Origin of the sequence: Nonlabens dokdonensis DSW-6, assembly GCF_000332115.1 — a bacterium.
GTDB classification, from domain to species: domain Bacteria; phylum Bacteroidota; class Bacteroidia; order Flavobacteriales; family Flavobacteriaceae; genus Nonlabens; species Nonlabens dokdonensis.
In genome coordinates this window covers 3,847,573-3,868,207 of record NC_020156.1, presented here as the reverse complement: position 1 = coordinate 3,868,207, position 20,635 = coordinate 3,847,573, and the positions used below count along the sequence as shown (strand labels likewise).

General features: G+C 34.8%; 16 protein-coding genes. 9 read left to right on the top strand and 7 right to left on the bottom strand.

The genetic code is table 11. The features are described from left to right. Window position 1 precedes the first annotated feature (1 nt). The 3 genes from DDD_RS16980 to DDD_RS16970 all read right to left on the bottom strand — a co-directional run bounded on the left by DDD_RS16980 (window position 2) and on the right by DDD_RS16970 (window position 6,122). Window positions 2–2,419 carry an alpha-ketoacid dehydrogenase subunit alpha/beta gene (locus DDD_RS16980; protein WP_015364202.1) on the bottom strand — a complete coding sequence of 806 codons (2,418 nt, stop codon included), beginning with the start codon at window positions 2,417–2,419 and terminating at the stop codon, window positions 2–4. A 57-nt stretch (window positions 2,420–2,476) separates the two neighbouring features. Then, the gene (locus tag DDD_RS16975; RefSeq protein WP_015364201.1) at window positions 2,477–5,302 is read right to left on the bottom strand and encodes a gluzincin family metallopeptidase; all 2,826 of its coding nucleotides are present in this window, start codon (window positions 5,300–5,302) and stop codon (window positions 2,477–2,479) included. A 130-nt stretch (window positions 5,303–5,432) separates the two neighbouring features. Then, window positions 5,433–6,122 (bottom strand): LOG family protein, encoded by a 690-nt coding sequence (locus tag DDD_RS16970; protein ID WP_015364200.1) that lies wholly within the window; start codon window positions 6,120–6,122, stop codon window positions 5,433–5,435. A gap of 183 nt (window positions 6,123–6,305) precedes the next feature. On the opposite strand from DDD_RS16970, the gene DDD_RS16965 reads away from it, so the two are divergent. From DDD_RS16965 to DDD_RS16955, 3 genes are all read left to right on the top strand, one after another. Further along, window positions 6,306–6,902: a SprT-like domain-containing protein gene (locus tag DDD_RS16965; protein ID WP_015364199.1), complete on the top strand. Its 597-nt coding sequence runs from the start codon at window positions 6,306–6,308 to the stop codon at window positions 6,900–6,902. A 62-nt stretch (window positions 6,903–6,964) separates the two neighbouring features. Then, the gene (locus tag DDD_RS16960; RefSeq protein ID WP_015364198.1) at window positions 6,965–8,044 is read left to right on the top strand and encodes a mannose-1-phosphate guanylyltransferase; all 1,080 of its coding nucleotides are present in this window, start codon (window positions 6,965–6,967) and stop codon (window positions 8,042–8,044) included. Continuing rightward, a complete protein-coding gene (locus DDD_RS16955) occupies window positions 8,044–9,519 on the top strand; it encodes a DUF389 domain-containing protein (RefSeq protein ID WP_015364197.1) in 1,476 nt (491 codons plus the stop codon). Before DDD_RS16960 ends, DDD_RS16955 begins: the two co-directional genes overlap by 1 nt. A gap of 15 nt (window positions 9,520–9,534) precedes the next feature. Here DDD_RS16955 and DDD_RS16950 read toward each other — a convergent pair whose 3' ends face one another. Both DDD_RS16950 and DDD_RS16945 read right to left on the bottom strand, forming a co-directional pair. Further along, window positions 9,535–10,140: an MCP four helix bundle domain-containing protein gene (locus tag DDD_RS16950; RefSeq protein ID WP_015364196.1), complete on the bottom strand. Its 606-nt coding sequence runs from the start codon at window positions 10,138–10,140 to the stop codon at window positions 9,535–9,537. 171 nt (window positions 10,141–10,311) lie between these two features. After that, window positions 10,312–10,848, bottom strand: a complete 537-nt coding sequence (locus tag DDD_RS16945) for an inorganic diphosphatase (RefSeq protein WP_015364195.1) — start codon at window positions 10,846–10,848, stop codon at window positions 10,312–10,314. Between the two features lie 181 nt (window positions 10,849–11,029). Here DDD_RS16945 and DDD_RS16940 point away from each other — a divergent pair, with 181 nt between their 5' ends. The 3 genes from DDD_RS16940 (at window position 11,030) to DDD_RS16930 (ending at window position 13,409) form a co-directional block, all read left to right on the top strand. Continuing rightward, window positions 11,030–12,181, top strand: a complete 1,152-nt coding sequence (locus tag DDD_RS16940) for a vWA domain-containing protein (protein WP_015364194.1) — start codon at window positions 11,030–11,032, stop codon at window positions 12,179–12,181. A gap of 135 nt (window positions 12,182–12,316) precedes the next feature. Next, window positions 12,317–12,904 (top strand): porin family protein, encoded by a 588-nt coding sequence (locus DDD_RS16935; protein ID WP_015364193.1) that lies wholly within the window; start codon window positions 12,317–12,319, stop codon window positions 12,902–12,904. 91 nt (window positions 12,905–12,995) lie between these two features. Beyond that, window positions 12,996–13,409 (top strand): hypothetical protein, encoded by a 414-nt coding sequence (locus DDD_RS16930; protein WP_015364192.1) that lies wholly within the window; start codon window positions 12,996–12,998, stop codon window positions 13,407–13,409. Between the two features lie 102 nt (window positions 13,410–13,511). Here DDD_RS16930 and DDD_RS16925 read toward each other — a convergent pair whose 3' ends face one another. Together DDD_RS16925 and DDD_RS16920 are read right to left on the bottom strand one after the other, a co-directional pair. Then, window positions 13,512–14,159, bottom strand: coding sequence for a hypothetical protein (locus tag DDD_RS16925; protein WP_015364191.1), 648 nt, complete (start codon window positions 14,157–14,159; stop codon window positions 13,512–13,514). 4 nt (window positions 14,160–14,163) lie between these two features. After that, complete coding sequence (locus tag DDD_RS16920; RefSeq protein WP_041567250.1) at window positions 14,164–14,658, bottom strand: RNA polymerase sigma factor; 495 nt, start codon at window positions 14,656–14,658, stop codon at window positions 14,164–14,166. A gap of 123 nt (window positions 14,659–14,781) precedes the next feature. On the opposite strand from DDD_RS16920, the gene DDD_RS16915 reads away from it, so the two are divergent. The 3 genes from DDD_RS16915 (at window position 14,782) to lpdA (ending at window position 20,585) form a co-directional block, all read left to right on the top strand. Continuing rightward, window positions 14,782–16,056 carry an NAD(P)/FAD-dependent oxidoreductase gene (locus DDD_RS16915; protein WP_015364189.1) on the top strand — a complete coding sequence of 425 codons (1,275 nt, stop codon included), beginning with the start codon at window positions 14,782–14,784 and terminating at the stop codon, window positions 16,054–16,056. A 373-nt stretch (window positions 16,057–16,429) separates the two neighbouring features. Continuing rightward, complete coding sequence (locus DDD_RS16910) at window positions 16,430–18,895, top strand: T9SS type B sorting domain-containing protein (RefSeq protein ID WP_015364188.1); 2,466 nt, start codon at window positions 16,430–16,432, stop codon at window positions 18,893–18,895. Between the two features lie 289 nt (window positions 18,896–19,184). Continuing rightward, window positions 19,185–20,585 carry a dihydrolipoyl dehydrogenase gene (lpdA, locus tag DDD_RS16905; RefSeq protein ID WP_015364187.1) on the top strand — a complete coding sequence of 467 codons (1,401 nt, stop codon included), beginning with the start codon at window positions 19,185–19,187 and terminating at the stop codon, window positions 20,583–20,585. Window positions 20,586–20,635 lie beyond the last annotated feature (50 nt).

The window sequence follows — 20,635 nt, the reverse complement described above, 5'->3', positions numbered from 1 at the left end:
ATTAAAATCCGTGTTTAGGAAATTTAGAAGGATTGGTTTCATGCATGATGTGGTATACTTTATCAAATATATCATCTACACTTGGTTTTGAAAAGTAATCTCCATCTGTTCCATAAGCTGGTCGGTGTGGCTGCGCAGCTAGACATTGTGGTTTGCTATCTAGGTATCTCCACGCATTTTGCTCATCTAGTATTTTTTGTAAAATGTAAGCACTAGCTCCACCAGGCACATCTTCATCAATAACGAGTAGCCTATTAGTTTTTTTGACACTTTCTACTATTTTATGATCTAGATCAAATGGAAGTAGAGATTGCACATCGATAATCTCAACATCTATACCAGCTCTATCAAGCTCTACAGCAGCTTCATTTACTAGTCGTAGTGTTGAGCCGTATGACACTAAAGTGATATCTTTTCCTTCTTTAAGAGTTTCTATTTTTCCTATAGGAGTTCTAAATTCTCCTAGATTAGAAGGTAATTTTTCTTTTAGACGGTAACCATTTAGGCACTCTACTATAAGTGCAGGTTCATCGCTTGCGAGAAGTGTGTTATAAAAACCAGCAGCCTGCGTCATGTTTCTAGGTACTAAAACATGAATTCCTCTCACTAGATTGATGATTCCACCCATTTGTGAGCCACTATGCCATATTCCCTCTAGTCGATGACCTCTAGTTCTAATTATAACCGGAGCTTTTTGCTTACCAGCTGTACGATATTGTACGGTAGCTAGATCATCACTCATTAATTGTAAACAATACAATAAATAATCAAGATATTGAATCTCAGCAATAGGGCGCAAACCTCTCATGGCAAGTCCTATGCCTTGACCTAAAATGGTTGCTTCTCGTATACCAGTATCGGCAACTCTTAATTCACCATATTTCTCTTGCATTCCTTCTAGGCCTTGATTTACATCACCTATTCTACCAGCATCTTCTCCGAAAACTAATACCTCTGGATGTGCTTCAAAAAGTGCATCAAAGTTATCTCTCATTACCAGTCTCGCATCTACATCTTCACTGTCCTCATTATATTGAGGAGCGACAGCGGCAATTTTAGTAGCGGCTTGTTGAGAATCACTGTGTAATTGACCACTATATTTTTCTTGGTTTTTCTCTTTATAGTTGTTTAACCAATTATTTAAATCTTGAATTGCATTATGATTCTCTTGAAGCGTATATCTCAAAGTTTTTCTTACCGCTTCTAAAGTGTCTTTACGGTAAAGTTCTTTTTGCTCTTTTAAATTAGCGGCTAGCGGCTTTATAAATACACCATTATCAGAAATAGCTGCAACAGCTTCAATTAATTTAACTGCTTCATCACGTTCCTCGAGGATAGGATTCAAATAAGCATTCCATGCTGCTTTCTTTCCTTCTCTAACCTCTTTTTTAATAGATTTCTCGAGATCAGTAAGCTCTTCTTCAGTAGCAAAATTATTCTCAATAAGCCATTTTCTGAACTGTACATTACAATCGTATTCTCTTTCCCAGTTTAAACGATCCTCATCTTTGTATCGCTCGTGAGAACCACTTGTACTATGACCTTGTGGTTGAGTCAGTTCTTCTACATGAATCATTACTGGAACATGTTGTTCTCTAGAAATTTTACTAGCTTTTTCATAGGTTTCCATAAGAGAAACATAATCCCAACCTTTAACGGTCATTATTTCAAAGCCATCATGCTCATCATCTCTTTGAAAACCAGCTTGAATTTTGCTTATACTTTCTTTTGTAGTTTGATGCTTTGCGTGGACAGATATCCCGTAATCATCGTCCCAAACACTTATAACCATAGGAACTTGTAATACTCCAGCAGCATTGAAAGTTTCCCAAAAATGTCCTTCACTAGTACTAGCATTACCTATCGTTCCCCATGCGACTTCATTCCCTTTATTAGAGAATCCATTATCATCTTTGATAAGATCGTTAAGTCTATAAACCTTAGAAGCTTGTGCAAGACCTAAAAGTCTAGGCATTTGACCAGCGGTAGGAGAGATGTCAGCACTAGAATTCTTTTGATCTATTAATCGTTTCCAACTTCCATCTTCATTTAAACTATGTGTAGCAAAGTGTCCACCCATCTGGCGACCTGCACTCATAGGCTCGTCATTAATATCAGTATTTGCATAAAGACCTGCAAAAAACTGCTGAATATTAAGCTCGCCAATAGCCATCATAAAAGTTTGATCGCGATAGTAACCACTTCTAAAATCTCCATTTTCAAAAGAACGAGCCCACGCTAATTGTGGCAACTCTTTTCCATCTCCAAAGATTCCAAACTTCGCCTTTCCAGTAAGTACTTCACGACGTCCTAATAAACTACATTCTCTACTGGTAACAGCAAGTTTGTAATCTTTAATAAGTTCTTCTTTGAAATCTTCTTTTGCTAGTTGTTGTGGTTCTTTCACTGTGTTTTGCATTGTTTTTGGGTCTTATCGCAAAGGTACGTTTTTAACCTTCTAATTACAATTACAAAACTAGTACCATCGACGACTAAATAGTTTTACAAAAGTGTTAATGTCTAGTGTAACTATAAAACGTATTTTCTCATCGTAATTTTGTTGCGCAATTTCCCAACCATTATTACTATAAACAGGAAAATAAAGTTCAAAAAAGTCTTGAAGTAAGTTTAACCTGATTCCTGAATCATATACAAATTTTGCATCACGCCCTTTATTTTTTACAAAACCAGCATCACCATAAACATGTATGTAGTTCCATAAACTATACGATCCATTAACCGTGGTAATCCATTGATTTGCAAACGCAGGTTCTAATTGCGATTTAAAGCCACCTTCTGCTACGATCAATTGCTGCGAAAAAAGACCGCTATCTTCTGACCTACCGTAATAGTTGTAATCAAATAAATAATCTGTAGGGCGGTCTAGTGCAAAAGAAAAGAAATTGCCACTAGATTGAGAGTTATTAGTAAGAAATGCTCCACCGAAAAATCTAAATTCTAATTGTCTGTTATTTCTATAAAGCCTTCTCCAGTTAAATCTGTAGGTTGCTTTGGTAAATTGACTCGATATTTCTGTGCCGATGTTGTAGTTAAACACACGCCTCAAATTATTGTCAGATTGTGCAAAGTTGATTGCAAAAACATTATAATCTGGCTCATCTACTGGGCTTAAAGGATTACGATCGCGGTCTACATAAATATTTCTAAAACTTAGGCTTTGTTGTTTATTACTTCTTAAATCTTCAGGACGGTATCTAAATTGTAACCAAGCGCTTCCTCTACGGAACATTAGATCATCAGCATAAGAAAAGGTGTTAGCACTTATACCATAACGCACAGAAAATAATCGCTCTTCTCGATCTTGAATAGGATGATCGTAACTCATACTTATGGAGCCGACTAATTTATTAGAATTAGTTCCATATCCTGGTTTGATACTGTATCGTAATGGCTTAGGAAGTAAGTTACCATTATAAAACCTTGTTCCTAAAGTTAGACCATCGTAGATATTAAACTCAACGTCTGGCATTAGAAAAACTTGAGATCTTTCCGGATCTTCTATATCCTTAAACAGTCTAAATTCTAATGGCCTATTGAGAGAAGGGAAGCCTTTAAGCGTCTTGTAATTATCTCTAGGATTGAACTCGCTTATGAGTTCTTCGTGATTAATGGCTATTCTGGTAGCACGCTTTCGCGAAAGCGAGATCATACTATCACTCTTGATTCCTTCTATCCATTTCTTTGTAACAATACTGTCTTCTTCTAGCAAGTAAACAGGTACTGGAATTTGAAGGTGGGATTTGTTCTTTACTTCAAACGAAACAGAATCGTCAGTCTTTTTTACTTTTCTTATAGTCCAGTCGAGGCGTTTATGAGTTGTGATATAGTCTTCAAAAAACCAATCTATATTTTTTGAAGAGTTATTAGATAGAATTTGTTGCAAGTCTTCAGCACTTGTAAATTGAAGATGATTTGCAACGTAAAACTCTTGAATGGATTTTTCAAGGCTTTTATCTCCCAAAAAGTCATCTAGAAAACGCCAGCCTATTGCTGCTTTAAAAGGAATACCGATTTGCTGATTGTATTTTACTAACTGGTCTGCAGGAGTGTTAATTGCTTCATCAAGATTCTGTCTAGCGCTGTTAAGGTAGAGTAGGGAATAACTATCGTTAAACTTGAGATTTGCCGCATTAAATCCACGAATACCCCAAATGTTGCTCAATTTCCCACCTATTTTAAGATCAGGATAGTAGGTTTTTTGATACTCCATCATCAAATAGGTAATCAATGATTTTTCTATCCAAGCTTCTTCTCTAGGGTTTACATGAATCCCACTTTCTACCCATTTACGAGCAAGAGCTTTGAGCATTTTAATTTCATACGTAAATCCAGCAGGAAATGGATTGATAAAACTAGGTAAAGAGCTTAATCCATAAACTGGATTTTCACGATAATAACGGTCTGAAACAAATAAGTCATCATAAGGATAACCGCCTAACCTGTTCTGAAGAAAGCTAGCAATACGGTCGTTAAAGACCACTTTTATTTCTAGCGGTACACTTTTATCTTCAATGTCTGTGACGATATTTATGCCTGGGACGCTATAGGTTTTAAAAACATCTACATCGTTTAAAATATGTAGGACAGCTTCATAATAATTAGTACCTGTAAATAGATAACTATTACCGTTGTATTGAGGTGCTTCTATTTTTCTAGTAAGATTACTAACGGCACGATGTGATTTTGGCAAGTGTAATGAGACGGAAAAATTCATAGGAGCGCCATGAAAATCATCAAGATCTTTATGAGAATAATACTCCCATTTGCCATTGATGAATGGTGCTGGATGTAGGTACCAGTATTTGAGATTGTATTCTCCTTTGCTGTTTTTACCATATTCAGTAAAGTTATCTTCTGGTATTTTGATAGTGTAATTAAATTGTACTGTTCGATTTTCGCCAGCTAATAACGGCTCCTCAAAAATAAGTTTTATGATATCTTGTTGCGATGAAAGACGTTCTAAGAAGTACTTGTTATTTAAACTGTCAGATTGTTTAAGAATAGTGCGTCCTCGCTCTTCTAGATTTGAAAATTGAAACTTATTTTTAAAATCTTCAGCAAATCTAACAGCAAGAGGTGTTTGCTTTGAAGAAAAAGCGTTTGCCCAATCTAAAAGAATAATGTGATCCCATGTAGAGTCACTCTCATTGTTTATTTCAAGAGTTTGATTAATTTCTAGCCGGTCTTTCTCGCTATTTAACGTGGCTATTATACTAGTAGTATGCTGCGCATGTAGGCAACAGGTAAACAAAAGCAAAATAAGTACTAACTTCTTAATCATATTAAAAAATGGGTTTGCCTTTGGTCAGTAAGCTAGATACTTTTTATGGCGCTTTGTATAATAACTAAACTAGGTCACGCTTTAGTATCGATAGCATAACAATATAAACGAACTAAAAGTATAAACGGTTTTAAAAATTAGGGCTCAAGCTGTATTTAGCATAGAACTCATTAATGATGTTTACAGCTTCATCACTAGTGTCTACAACATGTAAAAGATCTATATCCTCTGGTGAGATCGTAAAAAACTTCTTATCAAGCGTATTTTTAACCCAATCTAAAAGTCCACTCCAGAAATCAGTTCCGACTAGGATTATAGGGAACTTACCGATTTTATTGGTTTGGATAAGAGTAATGGCTTCAAATAATTCATCTAATGTACCGAATCCACCAGGCATTACTACAAAACCTTGTGAATACTTTACAAACATAACTTTACGAGCAAAGAAGTAGTCAAAGTCTAGGCTCTTATCGCTGTCAATATAGGGATTGTCATGTTGTTCAAATGGTAAGGTAATATTTAGTCCCACAGAGGTTCCTCCAGCGAGATGTGCTCCTTTATTTCCGGCTTCCATAATACCAGGTCCACCGCCAGTAATGACTCCATAGCCGTTTTCTACTATTTTACCAGCTATTTCTGTAGCTAGTTTATAATATTCGTTCTCTGGCTTTAAACGTGCACTTCCAAAGATAGAAACACATGGTCCTATGCGGCTCATGCGTTCAAATCCCATTACAAATTCAGATAATATTTTAAAGGTAGCCCAGCTATCATTTGTTTTCTTTTCATTCCATCCTTTTTCTCTAGCTTCTTTTCTCATATTTCTATTACTATTCTAAATTTTAGGTACTTTTTATTCGTTCTTTATCAAGCTTACAAACATAACTACAATGTTGCAAGAATCGTAGAATTTATAAATAAATTTGCTGCTAGAAATGTGATTAGAATTACTAAATCAGGTCATTAAATTTTAATACCTTCCACATCGTTAGAACCTAACCTTATGAGTGTTTTAGATAAATATTTACCCAAACTAGCCGTAACACCATTAACTGCATTAATTGAACAAAACAATATTCATTTAAAAATAGTTAATGAAAGAAAAACTAGACATGGGGATTATCGCAAAAATCAGGATGGGTCTCATGTGATTACGATCAATGCAAATTTGAACAAGTATCGATTTACAATTACATTAGTTCATGAAATAGCCCATTTAATAGCATTTCAAAAATATGGAAGATCAATTAAACCTCATGGGGTAGAGTGGAAGTATACTTTCCAACAGCTTATGCTTCCCTTTTTAAGACCAGAGATTTTTCCATCAGATTTATTGCCAGTGCTCGCTCGACATTTTAGAAATCCTAAAGCAAGCAGTGATACTGATGCAATGATGAGTATAGCGTTAAAAAGTTATGACCCAGAAACCCATAAAAGCTATATCTTTGAATTGCATGAAGGCGCTATTTTTTTACATTCTAATGGTAAAAAATATCAAAAAGGAAGTAAATTACGTAAACGCTATAATTGTGTAGAAATAGAGTCTGGAAAGATTTATTTGTTCCAGCCTAACGCACAAGTCGTACTTGTGAAAAACTAGAATTAGTTTTTTAACGATTAGATCAATTTAAAGAGTAAACGTAGGATTAAGAAAACAAGAATATGAGTAGTAACAATTATGCAGTTATTATGGCCGGTGGCGTAGGTTCCAGATTTTGGCCTGTGAGTAAACAATCTTTCCCAAAGCAGTTTCATGATATGCTAGGCTTAGGAAGGTCTTTATTACAAATGACCTATGACAGGTTGAAGAAACAAATTCCGTCTTCTCAAATACTGGTTCTTACTAATGCTGACTATGTAGATCTAGTAAAGGAACAATTACCTGATATTACATTTGATAATATAGTTGCAGAGCCCTCCATGCGCAATACTGCGCCATGTATTTTATTGGCCGCTCTAAAAATTCAAAAAATGAATCCTTCTGCAAACATGATCGTTGCACCTAGCGACCATTATATAGAAGATGAAGATGTCTTTAATGAAGACCTCACTACCGCATTTGAATTTTGTGGTAAAAATGAGCAAGCATTACTCACATTAGGAATTCAGCCTTCATCTCCTAATACTGGTTTTGGTTACATAGAATATAATAAGGAAGAGAACCAACTTAAAAAAGTATCTCAATTTAGAGAAAAACCAGATCTAGAAACTGCCAAAAGCTTCATCGCAGCAGGTAATTTTTTATGGAATGCAGGTATTTTTATTTGGAATGTGGCTGGTGTAGTTTCAGCTTTCGCGAAAGCGCAACCTCAATTATCATCCCTTTTTAAAGATGGGTTGTCTGTTTTCAATACCGATGCTGAAGATAAATGGCTGGAGAATAATTACCCAAATGCAGAAAATATTTCAGTCGATTATGCTATTATGGAGAAAAGTGATGCTGTTTATGTTTTACCAGCTCGATTTTCATGGAATGATTTAGGTACATGGGGTTCATTGTACGATAAATTAGATAAAAATGAGAATGCAAATGCAGTAGTAAATGCTGATCTCATGGCCATGAATTCTAGTGGGAATATGATACGCACAGCTGCCGGAAAAAAAGTTATAGTACAAGGCCTTGAAGATTATATTATTGTAGATCAAGATGATGTGTTAATGATAATTCCTTTATCAGCTGAGCAGGAAATTAAAGAAATACGTAGTAAGGCGATGGCTTCATACGGTAACAACATAGGATAATGGATACGCAACAATCTAATAATGATCCATCTTCAGATAATAATCTAGATGTAAATCAACAACGTATTTCTGGTATTTGGGAAAACACCATGGCGTTTCTTCATGATTTACTAGATATACGTCAAGATTCTGATAGAGATGAAACTATAGAAGCTGTTAGAAAAGACATTTCTTTTCAAGGGCATAATGCGTGGATTCTAATATTCTCCATTTTTGTAGCATCAATAGGATTGAATGCAGACTCCACTGCTGTGGTGATAGGAGCCATGTTAATATCTCCTCTTATGGGTCCTATAGTTGGAATGGGATTGGGAACAGCTATTAATGATGATACAATGTTACGTCGCTCGTTGATCAACCTAGGAGTTATGGTGGGATTGTCACTTTTAACAGCCTCTTTATATTTTTTGATAACACCAATAAAAGAAATAACGAGCGAACTCGCAGCAAGAACGTATCCTACAATTTTAGATGTTTTGATCGCAATTTTTGGTGGTCTAGCCCTTATAGTAGCTAAAGCAAAAAAAGGAACTATCTCTAACGCTATTGCAGGTGTTGCCATTGCTACTGCATTAATGCCACCATTGTGTACCGCTGGTTATGGAATTGCTATATGGAAGTTGTCCGTATTCGGAGGTGCGATGTATTTGTTTTGTATTAATGCGGTTTTCATAGCATTGGCCACTTTTGTAGTATGCAAGCTTCTTAAGTTCCCTATGGTAAAATATGCTAATCAAGCAAAGCGTAAACGTGTTTCAAGATGGGCAACAGCTATAGGTGTGTTTGTATTATTGCCGTCTGTTTATTTGTTTTACCAATTATATTCTTCTCAGGTTAAGGCAATTGCTGTGGATGAATTTTTTAAAAACACCATTGATTATGTAGGTATGCGACCTACGAAGGAATGGAATAAAGAAACTAATAAGCTAGATATAGTTATGTTGGGAGAAATTGTACCACAGCCTACACTTGATGCATGGGAAAATAAGTTTAAGAAGATTGAGGAGTTAGAAGGAAGTGAAATTGAATTTTTTCAAGGTTCTAAAATGCCAACAGATAATAATGATGGAGTAGAACTAGTACAGGAAGAATTAATAGGACAAATGAAGCAAATTCAAAATAAAGATGTGCGTATTGCTGCGTTAGAAAATGAATTGCGCAGATTGAGCCAGCAGAGCAAAGATTTTGAAATCATAAGCAAAGAAGTCCGATTGAATTATCCAGAAATAGCAAGCATGAGCTATGCAGAGTCTGTAAACAAAGACTTTATCTCCCAAAGCACAGATACTATTTCAGTTTATAATATCGTCTTTAATGATACTACGTTAGAAACCAATAGGAGACTAGATATCAAACAGCGTCTAGCAAACTGGTTGCAGTATCGACTAAAGTCTTACAATGTTAAAGTCAATGAGATTGAAAGAAGCGTAAGTGGTACTTCTCAAGATTCCTTATTTAATACTAATTCAAAATAGCATAGTAAAAAACCTTTAATCTTCTTTAGGTTTTGGACTGTATAGGATTACAATTTGGATGATTATCGCAATAATTACAACGATCCATATTTCTAATTGAGTCAGTAAGTCAACAGATTCCATTGCTTTTTTACCAACTTGCATTTGCCTCTTACCTTCGGTGATTTGAATATCTGCAAGTTGATGCAGGTTGTAATCTATTTTATCTATTTGACTACTCAATCGAGTAGATCCCTGAAGGTTTTCTGCATTTGTAGAGTAAGCAGTTTCCAATGCAAATAGTGAAGCGATTTCTTTTTCAAAATCATCAAAAACACGTTTTTCTTCTCTCGTAAGCTTCGTCTTAGAAAACCCATCAACTAAGTTTGAAATTTTTTCTTGCGAAGCAGTTTGTTGAGTTATATATAAAGAGTCATTTCCTTGAGCGAGTAAAAGCTCTTTTTGATGAATTTCTAATTGAATGTCAAATAAATAATCTTTAGCAATTAATCGATCTTCATAAATGGAAGCAACGGAGTCTTGTATGCGCTGGTAGTTGTTTCTATCTATAAAATTAGTTGCGACTATCAAAGCAACTACTAATAATAAACCTATGGACCACTTAATTTTATGATTAATCATATGAATAAAATTTAGTAATAAAGATAAACACTGGATGCTAGATTCAGATTCAGTTAATTTAAAATTAACAATTTATTAGAGTTCAAAAATTAGCCAATAAAAAACTGGTTCATTTGAAAAATGAACCAGTTGATTTTATAAAATATGAACTACAAATAAGTGGTTCAATGATTATTTACCAAATTCTTTTTTATAGTCCTCAATCGCTTGATTCACTATTGTAAGAGCTTTATCACGACCTTGAAATTCTTCAACTTCTACGGTCTTATTTTCTAATTTTTTATAGTCTTGAAAGAAATTACGCATTTCCTTTTTCCAGTATTCTGGGAGCTCGCTCACATCGTTAAAGTGCGCTACAGACATATCATTTGCAGCTACAGCGATGATTTTATCGTCCATTTCACCACCATCTAGCATTTGCATTACACCTATAACTTTAGCTTCTACCAGGCACATCGGAACAATCTCAATTTGTGAAAGAACAAGTATATCTAGTGGATCTTGATCATCACAATATGTTTGAGGAATAAAACCATAATTTGTGGGGTAATACATAGAAGAATAGATAACTCTATCTAGAATAAGCATTCCAGATTCTTTATCTAATTCATATTTTGCTCTCGTATTTTTAGGGATTTCAATTATTCCAGTTACATGACCTGGAGCATCTGCTCCATAACTTACATCGTGCCAAGCATGTTTATTCATCTTCGTTGTTTTTTACGCGGCTGCAAAAATAACTTCTATTCCGCTTTCGCGAAAGCGAAACAGCATTAACTTATGGTAAAGAATCCATCTCCACTCTCAAAAGAGCTCTTTATAAACACAAACCAATGTTAAATGTGCAAATAAGGACTGTGATCAAGCTTTTGTAAATTATTTTTAAATCATGGCACAAGAAAGATTAGGTTTTAAGTTTGAATTTTATAATCCAGAAGAAAAAGATCCTTTTGATAAACTCTTTGAAATTTTTAAAGAGATTATAACACATACGTCTGGTGATTTTGACGAAGCAATTAATTGGTTGCGAGAACTAGATAAAGAATATAAACTGACCACTCCCGAATATACTATAGACGACTTTATCGAGGATTTAAAAGCTCGAGGTTATATAAGAGAAGAGTTTGATCCTAATGATGAGAATCAAGAAGGTGACGAAGGTGATGGAGATAGACCTGGACGATTTTCTATTACTGCCAAAACGGAGCAATTACTTCGTAAACATGCACTAGACCAGATTTTTGGGAACATGCGCAAAGGTGCTAGCGGTAATCATAAAACAGGTAATCTAGGACAAGGAGATGAGCATAGCGGTGATTACCGTCCATATAGATTTGGTGATGGCTTAGACCGTATCTCAATGACAGAGAGTTTTCGCAACGCTCAAATCAATCATGGAATGGGTAATTTTAACCTGACGGAAGATGATCTTGTTGTAGAAGATTCTCAATTTAAAGCTCAAATGAGCACCGTTTTAATGATTGATATCTCGCACTCGATGATACTTTATGGAGAAGATAGAATCACACCAGCAAAGAAAGTAGCAATGGCGCTAGCAGAGTTAATTACAACTCGATATCCTAAAGATACTTTAGATATTATTGTTTTTGGTAATGATTCTTGGCCCATTAAAATCGCTGACCTTCCTTACCTCAAAGTAGGTCCTTATCATACAAATACAGTCGCTGGATTGCAACTAGCAATGGACATCTTAAGAAGAAAACGTAATACCAATAAGCAAATCTTTATGATTACCGACGGTAAGCCTAGCTGCTTGCGTTTAAAAGATGGGACGTATTATAAAAATTCAAATGGTCTCGATGAATACATCGTAGATAAATGTTATACCATGGCTACTCAAGCCAGAAGGTTACACATTCCTATTACAACTTTTATGATCGCAAACGATCCCTATTTACAGCGTTTTGTAGATAATTTTACCGAAGCAAATCAAGGAAAGGCATTTTTTACAGGACTTCAGGGATTAGGCGAAATGATTTTTACCGATTACGAAGCAAATAGAAAAAAGAGATTGAAATAATTAGTTGATATAAGTTAATTCATTGATTTGATTGCCGCTTCATCAGTTCAAAAGCAGTTCCAATATCTATTAAAATAAAAAACTAATAAACAAAAGCATTTTTATATATTTGACATCTATACCAAAAACATAAAAATGAAAACTATTTATTTTTCCTTAGTTGCTTTATTTCTAGCAAGCTTTACTGTAACAGCTCAAGACTTTTCCTATGGGGTTATAGGTGGAGTTAACTTTTCAAAAATTGATAATCTTGGTGGTGACGGTTTTGGAGACTCCAGACTCGGTTTTCATCTTGGAGGAGTTGCTGAGTTACCGTTTGCAGAGAAATGGTCCTATGAAGCAAGTTTATTATACTCTATAGAAGGAGAAGAATTTGATAGTAATGGCGTTAATACTGATGTTAGACTTCAGTATATAAATATTCCTTTTCAATTCAAGTATTATGCTTATAAAAATTTGAGTGTACACTTTGGTCCACAAATAGGTTTTTTACTTAAAGGAGATGTTTCTCTTGATGATGCGGACTATGCGGAGATAGAAAACACTGTAAATACAAACTTTGCTGGTACGATAGGATTAGGTTATGATTTGAGAGCGTATAATTTATACGTGAAAGGAACGCTTACTTATGGTTTCTCTGATATTATTGATAATGTGAGTGATGGAGAGGATAGAACGCAACTACCAGGTACAGTTCATTTATCAGTTGGTTATAAGTTTTAATAGCAAATACATTATTAGATTAATAAAAAATGCGCTCGTTAGAGCGCATTTTTTATGCTTATTTTTAAAATTAATTTTGAAATGAATTAAAATGAAAGAGTTTCTATTATTATTAATCATCATACCCTTACTATCTGTTACAAGTGTTAATGCACAAGATCAATTTATTGGTAAATGGAAAGGTAATGATGGCAGCCAGATAGGATTTATTGAATTTGATGAAGATGGTTATGTTACCTTGCGAATAGGTGATCAAATAATGGGAGGTAAAGAATTCATTCTCAAAGGAGAAAAAGGCAACGCAACTTATAAAATAGATGTAGACAAAAACCCCATTGAAGTAGTCCTAATAATGACAAAAATAGAAAGTGGTAAACAAAAGAAACAATTTTGTATCGCTCAATTTATAAATGATAATGAGATGCTTTTTGCAGTGGATTTTAATAATCAACGACCTACCGAATTCACCGAAGAAAACTCTATTATTTTGAAACGAGAGTTATGACTAGTTTCAGTGGCATGTTGAAATTGCTCTCTTATTAAATACAAAAATCCCTATTAGTTTATTTATAACAATAGGGATTTTTTGTGTTTATGAAGCAAATGATTAAACTTCCATTCTTTTAAGTTCTGTATAGTTGCGTTTTAATTTATTTAATAGGATACCATAAATCAGTAAGTAGATCAAATACATTACAATGCATATCACTAGAAATATTACAAAAGAAACACCTAGAAATAGAAAATATAGAGCTGTTTCCTGACCAGCCATTTCTGGCTTATTCATAAGCGCGACGATTTGTGGATCATTAGGTATAACTAGCGTCATGGCTATCATTCCTACTATCATGATATAACCTAAATTATACCAGATGTACCACTTCATGGTGCGTCTAGTTTTTAAAATATTTTTCATAAGCGACCTAGTAGGCTGCGCTACCGAAATATTTTTATAGTTCTTATAGAATAAATAGATAAACCCTATAATTACTACATAATGTACGATAGAAGTTCCATAATAAAACGGTTCACCCATCAAGCCTATGACATCTACCTCACTGCTTTTATTATAAAAATGGGATATTATTCCTAAAAATATAAATACAAAAAACTCAATCATCGCTATAATGAATAACCATTTTACGATTCCTGTAGATTTATGGGCCAGTAGTCCTTTTAATTGATCTGTAGAAAATTGTGGCGTATCGCTAGTTTGCGATTTCCAATTCTTTTTAAGTATATCTAGTTGATCCATGATTTTATGGATTTATAATTTTAGTTAATTTCGTTTTGATCCTGTTCATCTTCACTCGGGCATTTACTTCTGTAATACCCATGGTCTCTGCTATTTCTCTATAGTTTTTGTCCTCTAGATATAAAAAGACAAGTGCTTTTTCTATATCGTTAAGTTGTTTAACAGCACCATAGAGTAATGTAAGCTGTTCCATTTGCTCATCATCTTCTTGCTGGTCCTCAATCTTGAATTGAACAGAATCATAATCCTGAGTTTTTACTCGCCTCTTTGATTTGCGGTATAAGGTAATCGCTGTGTTTAAAGCAACCCTATACATCCATGTGCTAAATTTTGAATCTCCTCTAAATTTAGGATACGCTCGCCATAGCTGCACAGTCACTTCTTGAAATAAATCATTGTGTGCATGTTGATCGTTAGTATATAGTCGGCATATTTTATGGACTATATTCTGATTCTCGTTTAACTGTTTTACAAATTCTGCTTCGAGTTTTTTACTCACTTTTTAATGGTATGGTTAATCGATAAGTCATTCGTTTTATAAAAACGTTACACAACTTAGAAAAGATTGTTAACTACTCGATAATTGGTGGTGTTAAATTTATATTTGTTAAAAGCAAATCCAATGAACATACCGCAGTCTGACCTAACTAGAGTAATAATTGTGGGCGGTGGCTTTGGTGGTATCACGCTTTCGCGAAAGCTTACCAATCAAAAATATCAAGTCGTACTTATAGATCGTCATAACTATCATAATTTTCAGCCATTGATGTATCAGGTAGCAACAAGTGGTTTAGAACCAGATTCTATTGCATTTCCTTTACGCGGTCTGGTAGAAGAACGTAATAATTTTATATTTCGCCTGGCTGAAGTAGAGTCTGTTGAACCAGTATTAAAAAAGCTAAAAACATCAATAGGTGAAGTGACTTATGATTATTTAGTTCTTGCAACAGGAACTAAAACTAACTTTTTTGGCAATGAAGATTTGGAAAAAGCTTCTTTAAAAATGAAAAGCGTTCCTCAAGCGTTGAACATAAGAAGTTACATGCTTCAAAACCTTGAGAAAGCCACGCTTACCAGCGATGTAGAAGAACAAAAAAAGTTAATGCGCATCGTACTTTCTGGAGCTGGTCCTACAGGAGCAGAACTTGCCGGAGCATTTGCCGAGTTTAAAAATGGGGTGTTACCTAACGACTATCCAGACCTCAATCCAGATCATATGGAAATTCATCTTCTTGACGGATCAGATCGAGTTCTCGTAAGTATGAGTGAAAAAGCTTCTCAAAAAGCCGAAAAATATTTGAAAGAGTTAGGAGTAAACGTACATCTTAATGTAATGGTTACAGATTACATAGATGATACCGTTATTACTAATACTGATTTTAAAATCGAGGCACTCACTTTTATATGGAGTGCTGGAGTAATAGGTAGTCCAGTAGCAGGAATACGTAAAGAAAGTGTGGATCAAAAATCACAGCGTCTTCTAGTAGATAGAATGAATCGAGTAGAAGGTTATCAAGATTTATTTGCTATAGGAGATATTGCGCTTATGAAAACTCCAGAGTTTCCAGACGGTCATCCTCAAGTAGCACAACCAGCGATACAACAGGGCAAATTATTGATCCAAAACTTCAAAAGACTTCTAGAAAACAAGCCTCTTAAAGAATTTAGCTACTTTGATAAAGGAAGTATGGCTACCATAGGAAGAAATAGAGCTGTTGCAGATATAAAGTCTTACACGCTAGGTGGTTTTCTTGCTTGGATCTCGTGGTTAGGAGTTCATTTGTATTTCTTAGTAGGTGTGAGAAATAGATTAGTGGTTTTTCTAAACTGGATTTATAACTATTTCAACTATGATCGGGCAGCTCGACTGATTATAAGACCTTATAAGAGGAAGTGAAAAGTGGTAGTTGAAAAAGGTAAAAGATGGATGGTGTGGAATTTGTTTCAACTATTTTATTCTATGGTTTCTCCTTGTATTTGTAAAAGTGCTAACATAATCATCATTTTTATCTCAATTCCCTAGAGAATAATGTTGGGAAGCTGTTGAGCTAACACATATTGATTCATACTTGCGCAAATCAACATATTTGAGAATGAATCTCTAATGGATATGTAGGAATCTTCATTGAAATAATGTAGATTTGAGTAAGTAGATGCATACAAAATACTAATCGAACATCTATGATATAAATTTTTACTCCTATAAAAAAACAAAATAATGCTCTTCTTTATGAATTGCATTAAAATTTAAGCGAAATTAATCACGTAATATGATAAAAAATTACATCAAGTTTTATCTCACCTGTTTGTTTGTATTGGTATCTCATACATTAACTGCCCAGTTAGAGGCGTCGCACTGGTTACATACAGCAAATAAAGGCTATAAGTTTACAGAATCATCAATTGATACTTATGATTATACACAAGATTTAGGCAACATGCTTGATTATAAATGGGTGCTACAATCTACGATGTCAGATGCTGCTGGTAATTTATTATTTTATCATTTAAATGGAGCTGTTTATAACTCTAACCATCAACAAATGCCTAATGGCGACGTTCTTGGTCTATTTCATGTTAGTAACCCAGGCGGCGTTCTGCATCATGATACGATCAAAAGTTTGATTGTACCGCATCCAGGGAATAGTGATTTATTTTACGTGTTTTATCCACACGGCCCAGTACACGCTAGTAGCCTAAAATTATCTTACAGTGTTATCGATATGTCCTTAAACGGTGGATTAGGTGATGTGACATCAGTAAAAAATATACTATTAATAAATGAATTTAATGGAGAATTAGAAGCGGTATTTGGAGCAAATGGTATTGATGTTATATTAATTTTAGTGGATCAATTCACAAATCATATTAAAACATTCTTTATCGATTCTTCTGGGATTAATAATACGCCAGTTTTAACTAAACAAATATTTCCTTTCAATAGGGCTGAAAATCGCAATAAAATAAGTATCTCACCAGATGGTAAAAAACTTGCAATAAATGATTATTCAGGAGCTAATAATACATTTGAACAGGATCTTTTAGTATATGATTTTGACTCTAGCACTGGTTTAATTTCTAATGAAATTTTATTACACCGCACCTCAATTAATACAAACGAAATCTTTAGTACGTTACGTATGGAATTTAGTTCAAACAGTAATTACCTATACTTATATGGCGCATTTGTACAACATATGAATGGATCATTTATCTCGTCTGAAGAAAAAATCGCACGTTATAATTTAAGTACTGTGACAGCTAATAGTCTTCCTTCTCCTATTTTATCGCTAACAGGCAGTAATTTAGTTTTTTACTATTCAACAATGGAATTAGCTATTGATGGAAAGATTTATGTTTATAATTTTTCAGTCTCTTCTTCTATTCCACTTTCTGTAATTGATAATCCAGACTCAGATACTATTGAAACTACAAGACATTATAAAAAATGTGATTTTGAGTATAGCTATGATGGAGACTTTGATTTTTTACGGTCACCTCCTAATGTCATCAAATCTTATTTGAAAAAAGACTTTTCCTATAGTAACGTTTGTGATGGTGATCTGGTAGAGTTTCAGTCCAGCTTACCGCCTCATTTTGATACTTTTTTATGGAGATTTGGCGAGCGCAACAGTATATCCACTTTAGAAAATCCTTCTTATCAATACAGCAGTGTTGGTGATTACGTTGTCACTTTGGAGGCTAGTTCTAGTACCACTGGAGAAACTTACATCGATTCTAGAGGTATCACTATTCAAAAAAACCTAATAGCAAATGATATCGATGATTATATCCTATGTGATGAAGATGATGATGGAGTTGAAAACTTTAACTTATTAACAAGGTCTTCTCTACTAACAGACGCTGATTGGGATATCAATTTTTATTTTTATGAATCCCAAGAAGATTTAGAGAATGATAATCCAATAGTTGAGCCGGGAAATTACTCCAACCTTTCAAACCCACAAGAGATTTTTGTTAAGCTAATTCCTGAATGTGGCGGTGATTGTATAGAAGAAGACACTACATCTTTTGATATAGGCCTTATAGAGTATCCAGAAGTGTTCTTAGAACCTATATATTATTTATGTGAAGATGAGGAGCTAATACTGGAATTACCACCAGGCTATGATGAATATAACTGGTCTAATGGAGATACAACCTCTACGGCAACCATTACGAGTACGGGCAATTACTTTGTTGAAGTAGTTTATGAAAATAATGGTGGAGCTTGCTCAGTTGTTATTGAATTTGAGGTTCTTTCTCGCGACGCATCAGTTGATGTTGAGGTAAGAGATTTTACATTAAATGACAATAGTATTAGGGTAAGTGTTGATGGTGATGATTTTTATGAATATTCGCTGGACGGAATCACCTATCAAAATTCAAATGTATTTACTAACTTACCTATTGGAGAGTATACTGTCTACGTGCGTGATACAGATGGCTGTTTTACTATTTCTTTAGATGTAGTTATGTTGTTTTACCCACGTTTTTTTACGCCTAATGGAGATGGGTTCAATGATAACTGGCAAGTCATCAATGGAAATTTTGCTACTTCAAATATTGTTTCCATATTTGATAGATACGGTAAATTGCTCACGTCTTTTTCTACAGACAGTGTAGGATGGGACGGTACTTCAAATGGAGTACCACTGCCATCAAGCGATTACTGGTTTACTATGAAACGAGAAGACGGCTCCATATCTAAAGGGCATTTTACTTTGAAGAGGTAGCAGCTCGATTAATTATTAGACCTTATAAGAGGAAGTGAAGCTAGCCTCAATCTCATTTTTCAGTAAGCAGTAGACAGCAGTGTAGGTTTTTAGCAAAACTTAAAACTGCGACTGCAAACTGCGACTGCAAACTGCGACTGCAAACTGCGACTGCAAACTGCGACTGCAAACTGCGACTGCAAACCTGCCTCGACGTACAATAGAGACATATATTAATACTAAAATGCTCTTTAAATAACGACCGCTTTATTACCTTTGTATAACTTAAATTTTAATAAAAAAACCTCTTATGAGTAAGTATGATGTTGCAGTAATAGGATCAGGACCTGGTGGATATGTAGCCGCAATTAGATGTGCGCAATTAGGCATGAAAACTGCTATTATTGAAAAATACAATACCCTAGGTGGTACGTGTCTTAATGTAGGTTGTATTCCGTCTAAAGCGCTTTTAGACTCTTCTCACCATTATGATGATGCTATGAAGCATTTTGAGGAGCATGGTATAGAAATCCCTGGTGAGGTAAAAATCAATTTTGAGAAAATGATCGCTCGTAAGAAGCAAGTCGTTGACACCACTTGTGCTGGGATTGATTTTTTGATGAAAAAGAACGAGGTAGATGTATATACAGGAATGGGTTCTTTTGTAGATGCTACACACATTAAAATAGATGGAGAGAAAACTGAAACCATCGAAGCGACCAATACAATTATTGCTACTGGTTCAAAGCCAGGATCACTTCCTTTCATTACCTTAGATAAAGAAAGAGTCATCACTTCTACAGAAGCACTTTCTTTAAAAGAAATTCCTAAGCACATGATCGTAATAGGTGGTGGCGTTATAGGTCTTGAATTAGGTCAAGTATACAAAAGATTAGGAGCTGAAGTTACCGTAATCGAGTATATGGATCGCATAACTCCAGCAATGGATAAAGTTCTTTCTAAAGAATTAATGAAAGTTCTTAAAAAGCAGAAAGTAAAGTTTCACTTATCTCACGCTGTGAATAAAGTTGAGCGTAATGGTGATAAAGTTACTGTAACCGCAAAAAACAAAAAAGGAGAAGAAGTAACCTTTGAGGGAGATTACTGCCTAGTTTCTGTAGGAAGACGTCCTTATACAGATAAGTTGAACGCAACTGCAGCTGGTGTAAAAATAAATGAACGTGGTCAAGTAGAAGTGAACGACCACATGCAAACTAATGTTCCTAATATTTATGCTATTGGTGATGTTGTAAGAGGAATCATGCTAGCACACAAAGCTGAAGAGGAAGGTGTATTTGTGGCAGAAACTATCGCAGGACAAAAGCCACACATCAACTATAACTTAATTCCTAACGTAGTGTACACATGGCCAGAAGTTGCCAGCGTAGGTAAAACGGAAGAAGAATTAAAAGAAGCAGGAATTGAATACAAAGCAGGATCATTTCCCATGCGTGCTTTAGGTAGATCACGTGCCTCCGGAGATATTGATGGTCTGGTAAAAATCCTCGCAGATAAATCTACAGATGAAGTTCTAGGCGTTCACATGATCGGAGCTCGTGCAGCAGACCTTATTGCAGAAGCAGTAACCGCAATGGAATTTAGAGCTAGTGCAGAAGATATCGCAAGAATGTCTCACGCACACCCTACCTATTCTGAAGCAGTAAAAGAAGCAGCACTTGCTGCGACTGAAGACAGAGCGCTTCACGTATAATATTTTATAAATTGAATAACTCAAACCGGTTTTCTATTTTGGAAAATCGG